This window comes from Herbaspirillum sp. SJZ106, assembly GCF_006715495.1.
GTDB lineage: Bacteria > Pseudomonadota > Gammaproteobacteria > Burkholderiales > Burkholderiaceae_D > Herbaspirillum.
In genome coordinates, this window is sequence record NZ_VFNI01000002.1 from 145,737 (window position 1) to 157,756 (window position 12,020).

12 protein-coding genes and 1 pseudogene are annotated in these 12,020 nt (G+C 66.5%); 5 read left to right on the forward strand and 8 right to left on the reverse strand.

Annotation, left to right across the window (positions count from 1 at the left end):
* Positions 1-123 precede the first annotated feature (123 nt).
* Positions 124-1,455: an MFS transporter gene (locus FB598_RS05855; RefSeq protein ID WP_141914050.1), complete on the reverse strand. Its 1,332-nt coding sequence runs from the start codon at positions 1,453-1,455 to the stop codon at positions 124-126.
* 303 nt (positions 1,456-1,758) lie between these two features.
* Here FB598_RS05855 and FB598_RS05860 point away from each other — a divergent pair, with 303 nt between their 5' ends.
* The 3 genes from FB598_RS05860 (at position 1,759) to FB598_RS05870 (ending at position 4,174) form a co-directional block, all read left to right on the forward strand.
* The gene (locus FB598_RS05860; protein WP_141914049.1) at positions 1,759-1,983 is read left to right on the forward strand and encodes a hypothetical protein; all 225 of its coding nucleotides are present in this window, start codon (positions 1,759-1,761) and stop codon (positions 1,981-1,983) included.
* 268 nt (positions 1,984-2,251) lie between these two features.
* On the forward strand, positions 2,252-3,190 hold the full coding sequence (locus tag FB598_RS05865; protein WP_141914048.1) for a LysR family transcriptional regulator: 939 nt from the start codon (positions 2,252-2,254) through the stop codon (positions 3,188-3,190).
* A 63-nt stretch (positions 3,191-3,253) separates the two neighbouring features.
* A complete protein-coding gene (locus tag FB598_RS05870; RefSeq protein WP_141914047.1) occupies positions 3,254-4,174 on the forward strand; it encodes an ornithine cyclodeaminase family protein in 921 nt (306 codons plus the stop codon).
* A 76-nt stretch (positions 4,175-4,250) separates the two neighbouring features.
* Here the strand turns inward: FB598_RS05870 and FB598_RS20875 are convergent, their stop codons facing one another.
* Together FB598_RS20875 and FB598_RS20880 are read right to left on the reverse strand one after the other, a co-directional pair.
* Complete coding sequence (locus tag FB598_RS20875) at positions 4,251-4,730, reverse strand: DMT family transporter (RefSeq protein ID WP_255463844.1); 480 nt, start codon at positions 4,728-4,730, stop codon at positions 4,251-4,253.
* A gap of 73 nt (positions 4,731-4,803) precedes the next feature.
* Positions 4,804-5,205, reverse strand: a pseudogene (locus FB598_RS20880) (EamA family transporter); the annotation flags it as partial.
* Positions 5,206-5,343: 138 nt separating this feature from the next.
* Here FB598_RS20880 and FB598_RS05880 point away from each other — a divergent pair.
* The gene (locus FB598_RS05880) at positions 5,344-5,967 is read left to right on the forward strand and encodes a glutathione S-transferase family protein (RefSeq protein WP_141914046.1); all 624 of its coding nucleotides are present in this window, start codon (positions 5,344-5,346) and stop codon (positions 5,965-5,967) included.
* A gap of 219 nt (positions 5,968-6,186) precedes the next feature.
* Here FB598_RS05880 and FB598_RS05885 read toward each other — a convergent pair whose 3' ends face one another.
* Entirely contained in the window at positions 6,187-7,275 is a 1,089-nt protein-coding gene (locus tag FB598_RS05885; RefSeq protein WP_141914045.1) for an NADH:flavin oxidoreductase/NADH oxidase, read from the reverse strand.
* An 88-nt stretch (positions 7,276-7,363) separates the two neighbouring features.
* Here FB598_RS05885 and FB598_RS05890 point away from each other — a divergent pair, with 88 nt between their 5' ends.
* Positions 7,364-7,720 (forward strand): helix-turn-helix transcriptional regulator, encoded by a 357-nt coding sequence (locus FB598_RS05890; RefSeq protein ID WP_141914233.1) that lies wholly within the window; start codon positions 7,364-7,366, stop codon positions 7,718-7,720.
* Positions 7,721-7,757: 37 nt separating this feature from the next.
* Here FB598_RS05890 and FB598_RS05895 read toward each other — a convergent pair whose 3' ends face one another.
* Genes FB598_RS05895 through FB598_RS05910 form a run of 4 tightly spaced genes read right to left on the reverse strand, consistent with a single transcriptional unit; the run spans position 7,758 to position 12,002 of the window.
* Complete coding sequence (locus FB598_RS05895; RefSeq protein WP_141914232.1) at positions 7,758-8,768, reverse strand: SIS domain-containing protein; 1,011 nt, start codon at positions 8,766-8,768, stop codon at positions 7,758-7,760.
* 10 nt (positions 8,769-8,778) lie between these two features.
* Positions 8,779-9,906, reverse strand: coding sequence for an N-acetylglucosamine-6-phosphate deacetylase (gene nagA, locus FB598_RS05900; protein WP_141914044.1), 1,128 nt, complete (start codon positions 9,904-9,906; stop codon positions 8,779-8,781).
* A gap of 4 nt (positions 9,907-9,910) precedes the next feature.
* Positions 9,911-10,861 carry a BadF/BadG/BcrA/BcrD ATPase family protein gene (locus tag FB598_RS05905; protein ID WP_141914043.1) on the reverse strand — a complete coding sequence of 317 codons (951 nt, stop codon included), beginning with the start codon at positions 10,859-10,861 and terminating at the stop codon, positions 9,911-9,913.
* A 16-nt stretch (positions 10,862-10,877) separates the two neighbouring features.
* Positions 10,878-12,002 carry an ABC transporter ATP-binding protein gene (locus FB598_RS05910; protein ID WP_141914042.1) on the reverse strand — a complete coding sequence of 375 codons (1,125 nt, stop codon included), beginning with the start codon at positions 12,000-12,002 and terminating at the stop codon, positions 10,878-10,880.
* Positions 12,003-12,020: the final 18 nt, after the last annotated feature.

The window sequence follows — 12,020 nt, forward strand, 5'->3', positions numbered from 1 at the left end:
CTGTTTTGCTGACCTTGTCCAGACCAGACCGGCGGCATTCGCGCGCGGTTCCCCAAGCCGCGCAAGGAGGGACGTTTCCGGGATGGAAATGTGCGACGGTATGGCCGAGCTCTTCAGGCAGTGTCAGGCGCTGTCGGCGCGGCGCGAACCAATAAAGACGACGATCAGCAGCGTCGCCAGCAACTCGACCAGCGCGATGCCGGCCAGGCCCTGGGTGTAGCGGCCGGTGGTGGTCTTCAGGTAGCCCAGCAGTTGCGGCGAGAAGTAGCCGGAGAGGTTGGCCACCGAATTGATCACCGCCAGCCCGATGGCGATGGCGCTGCCCGACAGGTATTGCCCCGGCAATTGCCAGAAGATCGGTATCGCGCCCATGGTGCCGGCCGATGACAGCGCCAGTGAAAGGATCAGGCCGGCCGCATTCTTCTCGCCGACGAAATAGGCCGCCAGCAGCAAACCGGCCGCGCCGATGGCGGCGGCCGCCGCCGTGTGCAGGCGCGCTTCCTGGCGGCGGTCGGACAGCCAGCCGTTGAGCACCATTCCGCCCCAGCCGCAGGCATAGATGCCGCCCATGATCCAGCCCAGCGTCTTGATGTCGGTGAAGCCGACCTCCTTGACCAGGCTGGGCCCGTAATACACCAGCGTCGCGTTGCCGGCGATGATGCAGAAGAACACGGCGATCAGCACCCAGATCTTGCCGTCCCTGAGCGAGGCGAAAAAGCTGTGCTCGCGCGGGCCCAGCTTGCGGTCTTCGTCGGCCAGCTCGGCGGCGATATGCTCCTTTTCGCGCGCGGACAGCCACTTGGCCTTGGACGGCAGGTCGGTCAGGATGAAGAAGGCGACGATGCCGATGATCACCGAAGGGATGCCTTCGACGATGAACAGCCATTGCCAGCCTTGCATGCCGAACGCGCCCTGGCTCATTTCCATGATGTAGGCCGCCAGCGGGCTGCCCACCACCAGCGAGATCGCCGAGGCCGAGACGAACAGGCCCAGCGCCTTGCCGCGCCGGTGCGTCGGCAGCCAGTAGGTGAGGTAGAGGATCACGCCCGGTTGCAGGCCGGCTTCGAAGGCGCCCATCAGGAAGCGCAACAGGTAGAACTGGCCGGGCGTCTGCACCCAGGCCATCGCCACGCATATCACGCCCCAGCCGATGGTGATGCGCATGATGGTTTTGCGCGCGCCGATCTTTTGCAGCAGCATGTTGCTCGGCACCTCGAACAGGAAGTAGCCGATGAAGAAGATGCCGGCGCCGGCGCCGTAGACCGCATCCGACCATTGCAGGTCGTTCATCATGGTCAACTTGGCAAAGCCGACGTTGACGCGGTCGATCCAGGCCAGGAACCAGATCAGCGTGACGCAGGGGACGATGCGCCAGACCACCCGGCGGAAGGTGGCATCGTGTTCATTCAGCGCCGCGGAGGCGGGCAGCGGCGACGCGGTTTCGACTACGGACATGGGCTCTCCCTGGAATGGACGATGGCGGCGGAACGCGCCCGGCCGCAGGCCGGGCTTGCGTCGCCTTGTCGGGAGCATTTTTCATGCCATCAACTGCATCCTCCGGCGGCGGCCATTGTGCCGATAGCCTTATTTCTATCCCGGCGATAGCTGCCGGCGATTATTCCGCTTTGCAGAACACTCCATTCTTGTTTTCCAGGTTTTTCTCCGCGCGGAGAACCCCTACACTGAAGACTCATCCCGCTCCTGTCGATGAGATGTCTCTTGGTCGAATCAGGTAAAACAAGAAAAGAGGAAACCATCATGTTGCACCAACTGTTCTCACGCGGCTTGTCCGTCTATCCGCGGATCTACATGCAGTTCGCCGCCCTGGTCGGCCTGCTGATCGCCGCCGAGTTCAGCATGGGAACGCTCGGCATGATGCTGACCCAGCGGGCGGTATACCGGGTCTCGCAACGCCTGCGGCGCCGTCGCGACGCTTCGCGCAGGATGCCCGATGAGCATATCGGCGGCAATTGCTGCGCCTGAGCCGCTTTCTTGAACAACTGGCAAGAGCAGCCCGATGCGGATGATTTCGCATCGGGCTTTCGCTTTTTGGGACCCGGTGCGCGGGTAGCGGCGGCAGCGCCATGGATGTCCGGAAAATCGCCTTCCCGGACGTGCTTTTTGATGCCAATCCCGCATCTGGCGCGCCTTATGCCAAAATGGCATGGGACACCGGCGGCCTGCATTTGTATAGTGGCTGCCGGGCAATCGTCGGGCGGCGCGTCATCTGCGTCAGATGGAACGGGAAACAATGGAAATCAAATGGGTTGAGGACTTCCTCTCGGTGGTGGAGACGCTGAATTTCAGCCGCTCGGCCAAGCTGCGCAATGTCACGCAGCCGGCTTTCGGCCGCCGCATCCGCTCGCTCGAAACCTGGCTGGGGGCCGAGCTGTTCGACCGTTCTTCCTACCCTTGCACGCTGACCCCGGCCGGCGAATCCTTCGTGCCCATCGCCAGGGAAATGCTGAACCAGTCGATGCAGGCGCGGCTGGTCTTGCGCGGCCAGCTGGCCGGCGCGCAAACGGCGGTTCGATTTGCCATGCCGCACACGCTGCTGCTGACGGTGTTTCCCAAGCTGCTGTCCGAGATCGAAAAGAAAGTCGGCGCCATCGCCACCACGGTCATGGCCGGCAACGTGCACGATGCCGTGATGGCCTTGGTCGAACGCAACTGCGACTTGCTGATCTGCTACGACCACCGCCAGCAGGGCATCGCCCTCGACACCGAGCGCTACGACGTGCTGTCGCTGGGCAAGGAGCCGCTGCGCCCCTATGTGAAGACGCTGCCCAACGGCAAGCCCAAATACGTGCTGCCGGGCACGCCCAACGATCCCTTGCCGTTCCTCAGTTATTCGCCATATTCGTCGCTCTCGCGCATCGTCGAGAAGGCGCTGCATACCAGCCCGCGCCGCGTGCACCTGTTCCGCCGGTTCGAGACCGACCTGGCCGAAGGCCTGAAGAACATGGCGGTGGAAGGCCACGGCATCGCCTGGCTGCCGGCCAGCGCGGTCGCGCGCGAAGTGGCCGAAGGCAAGCTGGCGCTGGCAATTGCCCCCAACGACAGCGAAGCCCTGGAGCAGGGGCTGTGGTGCGATGAAATGGATATCCGCGTCTATCGCCGCCTGGACGGCGCCAATCCGGAAATCGACCGCATCTGGAATTACCTGAAGGCCGAGCATGCGGGCGGATGATGCCCGCATGCCCGGCCTGTATTCGAACCGTTTCAACATTTTTACCCGATTGAAGGAGTCCCCATGAAATTGCTCAGCAACCAGCAGATCAGCGAGCTGCTCACCACCGAAGACGCCATTGGCGCCATGCGCGAAGCGTTCGCGGCAGCCGGTGAAGGCGCCCACCAGGGGCGCGTGCGCACCAGCGCTTCCAACGGCGTGATGCTGTCGATGATGGGCGCGGTGATTCCCGGCGCGGGCATCGCGGGCGCCAAGGTCTATACCACCATCAAGGGGCAGTTCAAGTTCGTGATCGTGCTGTTCTCCAGCGAGACCGGCGCGCCGCTGGCCACCATCGAGGCCGACACCATGACCGGCCTGCGCACCGCCGCCGCCACCGCGGTGGCTTGCGACGCGCTGGCGCGTCCCGATGCGCAGGTGCTGTCGGTGATCGGCACCGGCGTGCAGGCGCGTTCGCACGTGCCGGCCTTGCTGCAGGTGCGCAAGTTCAAGGAAGTGCTGGTGGCCGGTATCAGCGGCCAGCAGGAACTGGCCGAGGAGATCACCCGCACGCTGGGCGTGCCGGCGCGCGTGGTCGAGGTCGATGAAGCGGCCGCTGCCGCCGACGTGCTGGTGACTGTGACCCGTTCGGCCACGCCGCTGTTCGACGGCAAGCTGCTGCGCCCGGGCGTCTTCGTGGCGGCAGTCGGCGCTTCCAAGGCCAATGTGCGCGAGCTGGACGACACCGCCATCGCGCGCGCCGCCGCGCTGTTCGTCGAATGGAAGCCGCAGGCGCAACAGGAAGCCGGCGACCTGCTGCAATGCGCGCCCGGCACCTTCGACTGGAACAATGTGATGGAACTGGCGCAGGCGGTGGACGGCAGCATGCCTTACCAGCGCCGCGCCGATGACATCGTGATCTACAAGGCCATCGGCATCGGCCTGGAAGACGTGGCGCTGGCCGGCCTGGCTTACCGCAAGGCGTGCGCCAAGTACGGCTGGTAAGCGCCGCTGCTGTATGAAAAAACGCCGCATGGCCTTCGGGCCTGCGGCGTTTTTCTTCGGGCGGCGCGGATTGGCCTCAGGCCGATGTCTTGCCCGGCACGCGCGGCGGCGCCGGCTTGGCGCGCAGCGCGGTGGCCGTGGCCAGCAGCACGATGGCGATGCCGGCCACGGTGCCGACGGTGACCGGCTCGTCCAGCAGCAGCCAGGCCCACAGCGAGGCGAACACCGGGATCAGGAAGGTGACCGTGATCGCGCGGGTGGCGCCTTCGGTCGAGATCAACTGGAAGAACAGGGCGTAGGCCAGGCCGGTACAGACCACGCCCAGCACCAGCACCGCCAGCAGCGATGCCAGCGTGCCGGCCTGCAGCGCATGCGGCAGGCCGGGCAGGGCCAGGGGCAACAGGCATAGCGAGGCGGCGAACTGGCTGCCGGCGGCGATCGCGATGGGCGAGATGCCGCCGCCGCGCATGCGCGTGAAGGTGGCGGCGAAGCCATAACTGAGCGCCGCGCCCATGCCGGCGAGCACGGCCAGGATCACCATCGCGTCCACCCGCATCGGACCGATGCACCAGCACCCCAACCCCGAACAGGCCCAGCACGAAAGACGCCATACGTATCGCGGTCAGCCGTTCGCCCAGCAACAGGAAGCCGAACAGCGCGGTGAATACCGGCGCCAGCGAATTCATGGTGGCCATGTAGGAAGACGGGATGTACAGCGCCGACCAGGCGAACAGGCTGAACGGCAATGCCGTATTGGCGATGCCGATGACCAGGTACGGCAGCCAGTTGCGCCGCCATTGCAGCGGCACGCCGCGCGAGCGCGCGAAAGCCAGCAGCGCCAGCGTGGCCAGCGAGGTACGGCCGAACGTGGTGAGCATGGGGCCCAATACCGGCGCGGCGATGCGCATGAGCATGAAGCTGGTGCCCCAGATGGCGGCGAGCAGGAGCAGCCTGGCAATATTCGATGAAGACATGGAGGCGACCGGATGCGATGGAGCACCGAGTGTAATGCGCCTCGTCGCCTGCGGCATAGGTACAGTTGCACGGATTTCCACCGGGCCACCTTGCGCGTCCGTAACAGTGTCGCGTGCGGCTGTTGTTCAACTGTACATGTCGCCTGGTCCGGGCAACTGCTAATCTCCGTATGCTCAACGCAAAGGGAGACGGATGTGCTCAAGATCTACGGCAGGGACAATTCCATCAACGTGCGCAAGGTGCTGTGGGCCTGTGCCGAGCTGGACATCGTATGCCAGCGCGAGGATTGGGGCATCGGTTTTCGCTCGACCCGGGAACCGGCGTTCCTCGACATGAACCCGAACGCCATGGTGCCGGTGATCGACGACGACGGCTTCGTGCTGTGGGAATCGAATTCCATCCTGCGTTACCTGGCCGGGCAATACGGCGGCGGCGCGCTCTATCCGGCAGCGCCCCGCGAGCGGGCCCGCATCGACCAGTGGATCGACTGGCAGGCCAGCGACCTCAACCGTGCATGGAGCTACGCCTTCATGGCGCTGGTGCGCAAGTCGCCGGAGCATGGCGACACGCAGCAGCTGGCCGCCGCCATCGAAAACTGGGGCGGCTTCATGCGCGTGCTGGAGCGGCAATTGCAACGGACCGGCGCCTATGTCGCCGGCGCCGCCTTTTCGCTGGCAGACATCCCGGTCGGCCTGTCGGTCAACCGCTGGTTCGGCACGCCGCTGGCGCATCCGGACTTGCCGGCGGTGGCGGCCTACTATGAATTGCTGACGCAGCGGCCGGGCTTTCGCGCGTTTGGACGCAACGGCCTGGCCTGAGTGTGCGGCCCTGATGGGTTTGCATGCGGCGGGGAAGGTACACTTCGGTCTCGCGCATTTTTTATCGCGCCTTTTCTTCTTGCCAAACCGTCCATGAACCGAAAGAAAAAACTGCTGTTCCTCGCCGCCTTCCTGGGATGCCTGCTGCTGTCGAGCGTGCCGCTGATTACGCTGCTGTTTTATTGAAGCAACAGCGCAAGCGCGGCAACCCGGAGCGGATCAGTAACGTTCCAGCCAGTGCGCGTAGGGCGCCGGCAATGTCCACGAGGGACGCTCCACGCCCAGTTCCTTGGCGGCGGCATAAGGCCAGTGCGGGTTGGCCAGGTGCGCGCGGCCGACCATCACCACATCCAGCTGCTGCTCCTTGACCACGCGTTCGGCGATCTCGGGCGTGCCGAAGCCCCAGGCCGAGGATACCGGCACATCGGCTTCGCGGCGCACGCGTTCGGCGATCGGGCCGAGGAAGGCCGGTCCCCAGGGGATATTGGTTTCAGGAATAGTGAAGCCGATGGTGACGCTGATCATGTCCATGCCGGCGGCCTTGAATTCCCGCACCAGGCCGATCGATTCCAGCAGTGTCTGTTCGTTGCGGCCGTCATATTCGAGCACGCCGAAACGCACCGTCAGCGGCAGGTTTTCCGGCCACACCTGGCGTACCGCGCGCAGGGTTTCCAGCAGGAAGCGCGCGCGGTTTTCCACGCTGCCGCCATAGATGTCGTCGCGCTGGTTGGCGTGCGGGGAGAAGAAGCTCTGCGCCAGGTAACCGTGGGCGAAGTGCAGTTCCAGCCATTCGAAACCGACGTCGCGCGCGCGGATGGCGGCATCGACGAAGTCCTGGCGCACGCGGGCGATGTCGTCGATGGTCATGGCCTTGGGTACCTTGGGCAGGCCTTTGCCGTAGGCGATGGCCGAGGGAGCGATGGTCGGCCAGCCGCGGGGGTCGCCTTCGGCGATATGGTCGTCGCCTTCCCACGGGAGGTTGGCGCTGGCCTTGCGTCCGGCATGGCCGATCTGGATGCCCGGCACCGCGCCGGCCTTCTTGATCGCCTGTACCACCGGCACGAAGGCCTGGGCCAGGTCGTCCGACCAGATGCCGGTGCAAGCCGGCGTGATGCGACCTTCGGGCGAGACGGCGGTGGCTTCGACGATCACCAGCCCGGCGCCGCCGCGCGCGATGCTGGCGTAGTGGGACAGGTGCCAGTCGTTGGCGCGGCCGTCGACGGCCATGTATTGGCACATCGGCGGCACGGCGATGCGGTTGCGCAGGGTAACGTCTTTGAGCTTGAACGGTTGGAACAGAGCGGACATAGGGGCCTCTTGGGATGGGATCATATTCGGTAGTTCGAATATATTCGAACTATGGAAACAGTATAACCCAAGGTGTATCATGTTGCAGATGCGCCCCTACAAACACCCCGCCGCCAGCGAACTGCTCCTCGAACGCGTGCTGTACGCCTTGAGCGATTCCATCCGCCTGGACATCGTGCGTCACCTGGCGCGCGTGGAATGCGCGACCTGCGGCGAGCTCGACGGCGGCCGTCCGAAATCCACCGTCTCGCACCATTTCAAGGTCCTGCGCGAAGCGGGCCTGGTGCTGACCGAGAGCACCGGCACCACCCTGATGAATACGCTGCGCCGCGCCGATATCGAAGCCCGGTTCCCGGGTTTGCTGTCGGCGATCCTGTCGCAGGGCGCACCGACGGCGGGCAAGGCCGCCGCCAAAAAGAGCCAGGGCGAGGTGAAGGCCCGGTAACAGCCAGTACGGCCCAGGCCGGTTTCACCGCCAGGCCCTAGCTGGTTTTGGTCACCTTGTTCAGGTGCCTGGGCTTGTCCGCATCCATTCCCCGCGCCGCCGACAATTGCGCGGCCATCACATAGAACGCCTGGATGGCGACAATCGGATCGAGGTCGGGCGTGGCCGCCACCGGCAGCGTCAGGTCGCGCTGGGGGATGTCGTCAGGCGCCGCCAGCAGCACCCTGGCGCCGCGATGGCGCATCTCGTCGGCCAACTGCACCATGCCGGCCTGGGTCGGCCCGCGGGTGGCGAACATGAGCAGCGGATATCCCTCGTCGATCAACGCCATCGGCCCGTGCTTGATCTCGGCGCCGCTGAAGGCTTCGGCCTGGATGGCGCAGGTTTCCTTGCATTTCAGGGCCGCTTCCAGCGCCAGCGGAAAGCCGATGCCGCGGCCGACCACCATGATGCGGTCGCTGGCGGCCAGCGTCTCGACGGCGGCCGACCAGTCGCTGTCGGCGGCCCGGCGCAGCGCATCGGGCAGGCTGTCGATGCCGTGCAGAAACGCCGCATCGTCCTGCCAGTGGCCCGCCAGCAGCGCGCCGGCCACCAGGCTGGCAATGAAGCTCTTGGTAGCGGCCACGCTGGTTTCCACGCCGGCATGCAAGGGGATGCTCCACTCGGCCGCCGCCGCCAGCGGCGAGGCGGCATCGTTGACCAGCGCCAGCGTGGTGGCGCCGCCGGCGCGGAAATAGCGGATCGGTTCGACCACATCGGGGCTTTGGCCAGACTGCGAGATGGCGATGGCCAGCGCGTTCTGCGTCATCAGCGGCGCACGGTTCAAGGTCACCAGCGACATCGGCAGCGAGGCCACGATATGCCCCAGCCGCGCCATGATGAGATAGGCGCAATAGCCGGCGGCATGGTCGGAACTGCCGCGCGCCACGGTGACGATGCCCGAGGGCGGCGCCGCGCGCAGCCGCTGGCCGAGTTCGGCGTAGCGTTCGCGCTCGCGCGTGACTTGCACGGCCACATGGTCGGCGGCCGAGCGGGCCTCCTTGAGCATTTGGGAGGTATCAGGCATCGGCGAGGTCAATTTCTTCTCCTTCCACATAAACGGCCTTCAAGGCGAACTGGCGATCCAGCACCACGATGTCGGCATGGCAGCCGGCGCTGAGGCGGCCGCGGTCATCCAGCCCGAGGTAGTCGGCCGGATAGGTCGAGGTGCGCAGCGAGGCTTCCGACACGTCCAGCCCCAGCGAAACCAGGTTGCGCAGCGCCTGGTCCATGGTCAGGATGCTGCCGGCCAGGGTGCCGTCGGCCAGCCGCACCCCGCCGGCGCATTTGTGCACCACCTGGCGGCCCAGCGTGTAGTCGCCGTCGGGCATGCCGGCGGCGGCGGTGGAATCGGTCACGCAATACAGGCGCGGGATGGCGCGCAGCGCGGCGCGGATGGCGCCGGGATGCACGTGCAGCAGGTCGGGAATCAGCTCGGCATATTTGGCGTGCGCCAGCGCCGCGCCGGCCATGCCGGGCTCGCGGTGGTGGAAGCCGCTCATGGCGTTGAACAGGTGGGTGAAGCCGGAAGCGCCATGCGCCAGCGCGGCCACGCCGTCGTCGTAGCTGCCCAGCGTGTGGCCGATCTGCACCTTCAGGCCGCGGTTGGCCAGCTTGCAGACCAGCTTCAGGTGGCCGTCGACTTCGGGCGCGATGGTGATCAGCTTCAACGGCGCCAGGCTGTTGAGGTAATCGACCTGCTCCAGCGAGGCCTCGATGGCGAAGTCGGGTTGCGCGCCCAGCTTGCCGGGGTTGATGTAGGGGCCTTCCAGGTGCACGCCGAGGATGCGCGCGCGGCCGGCCGCGCGTTGCGCGCAGGCTGCGCCGACGGCCTTGAGCGCGCTTTCCAGCTCATCCAGCGGCGCCGTCATGGTGGTGGCCAAGAGGCTGGTGGTGCCGTGCCGGGCATGCAGGCGGGTGATGGCGGCTACCGCATCGCCGCCTTCCATCACATCGCGCCCGCCGCCGCCATGCACATGCAGGTCGATGAAGCCCGGCAGGATGTAGTCGCCTTCATCGATGAGGCGCGGTTCGTGTCGCAGCGGCCGGCCTTCGATCGAGCGGATGCGCCCGTCGAAGACGATCTCTCCGCTGACCCAGCCCTGGGGCGTCAGCACATTGCCATGGATATTCTTGATGGTGTTCATGGTGTCACTCCTGGAGCGTGTTAGTGCCATGCAAGGCTTGCCGGGCCAGCAACAAGGCGCCGTCGGCGGCATCGGCGGCAGCAGCGACGACGCGCTGGCGCAGCCCGGAAGAGAGATAGCCGTTGAGGGCCCCGGCCAGTCCGCCGCATAGCGCCAGCGGCAGGCGCTGCTGCGGATCGAGCGCGCCGGCCATCAGTTCGATTTCATCGGCGGCCGCTTGCATGATGGCACGAGCCGCATCGTCGCCGCCGGCATGCGCCACCACCAGCCGCGCCAGGCGGGCGAAGGCGGCCTGGTCGGCTTGCGACAGCCAGGCCAGCACCGTCTCGCGTTCGCCGCGTTCGCCGCCGCCAGCCGCGGCGGGCAATTCGCCGGCGCAGAAGGCCAGCACCGCCTCGGCCAGCGGGCCGCGTGCGGCACGGCCATCGATGGCGTGCTGCGTGTGGTGGATGGCGCGCATGCCCATCCAGGCGCCGCTGGCGTCGTCGCCGGACGGAAAGCCCCAGCCGTCGACCATGCGCTGGCGGCCATCGATGTCGGCGGCGATGCCGATGGTGCCGGTGCCCACGGCGATCACCGCGCCGGGCTTGCCCTGGTGCGCGCCGAGCAGGGTGGTGATGCCGTCGGTGGCGGCTTGCAGCATGCCGAAGGCCGGCGCCGCGGCGTGGAAGTCGGCCGCCCATTGCGCCACGTTATAGCCGGCAATGCCGACGCCAACCGCCAGTTGCGACAGCGGCGGCATCGCCTGGCCGGCATGGATGAAGGCCTGTTCGATGGTCGGCACGATGATGCGCCATGCCGTCCCGGCGCCGTTGCGCAAGGCTGAGCCGGGGCCGGCCGCTTCGGCTAGCACGCGGCCATCGGCCGCGGCGATGCGCACCAGGGTCTTGGTGCCGCCGCCATCCACGCCGGCCAGCCAGGCGATGGAGGGAGCGGGGGAAAGGGATGTGTTCATGGCGGCAGCAGGCGTCTCAATGGCGCCGCGACGATTGCAGGTTGCCGGGTTTGAGGCGGCGCAGTGCCTGGCCTTGCGCGTCGAACGCATGGAACGCATGGCTGTCGGCCGACAAGGCCAGGCGGGAGCCGAGGTCGAGGTCGCGGTTGCCGTCGCCGCGCACCACGATGTCTTGCCCGCCATCCAGCGTCAGGTAGATGAAGTTGGCTTCCCCCAGGTGCTCCACCAGGTTGACCGTGCCGTCGAGGCGTTCCGATCCCTGCGCGTGTTCGCGGATCTGTTCGGCGCGCAGGCCCAGCGTCACCTTGTCGCCCGGGCGGACGGCGCCGGGCTCGACGTCGGCATGCAATTGCGCGCCGCCGGCGATTTCCACCCCCAGGCCGTCCGCGGCGACATGCGTTACGGTGCCAGGCAGCAGGTTCATCCTGGGCGAGCCGATGAAGCCGGCCACGAACAGGTTCTGCGGATGCTGGTACAGCTCCAGCGGCGAGCCGGCCTGCTGGATGCGTCCTTCGTGCATGACCACGATCTTGTCGCCCAGCGTCATCGCCTCGACCTGGTCATGGGTGACGTAGACGATGGTGGCGGCCAGCTCCTTGTGCAGCTTGGCGATCTCCAGCCGGGTTTGCACGCGCAGCGCGGCGTCGAGGTTGGACAGCGGTTCGTCGAACAGGAACAGGCGCGGCTTGCGCACGATGGCGCGCCCGATCGCCACGCGCTGGCGCTGGCCGCCGGACAACTCGCGCGGCAGGCGCTCGAGCAGGTGGTCGATCTTGAGGATGCCGGCGGCGTGGCGGATGCGCTCGTCGATGTCGGCACGGCTGCTGCCGGCCACCTTCAGGCCGAAGGCCATGTTCTTGTACACCGTCATGTGCGGATACAGCGCATAGCTCTGGAACACCATGGCGATGCCGCGCTCGGCCGGCGGCAGGTGGTTGACCACCTTGCCGCCGATGGCCAGCTGGCCGCCGCTGATGTCTTCCAGCCCGCACAGCATGCGCAGCAGGGTCGACTTGCCGCAGCCGGAAGGGCCGACCAGCACGCAGAATTCGCCGTCGCGGATGTCGAGGTTGAGGTCGGCCAGCACATCGGCGCGGCCGTCGTAGGATTTCCTCAGGTTTTCTATGCTTACGTTGGCCATTTTCAATTCCAGTATGAG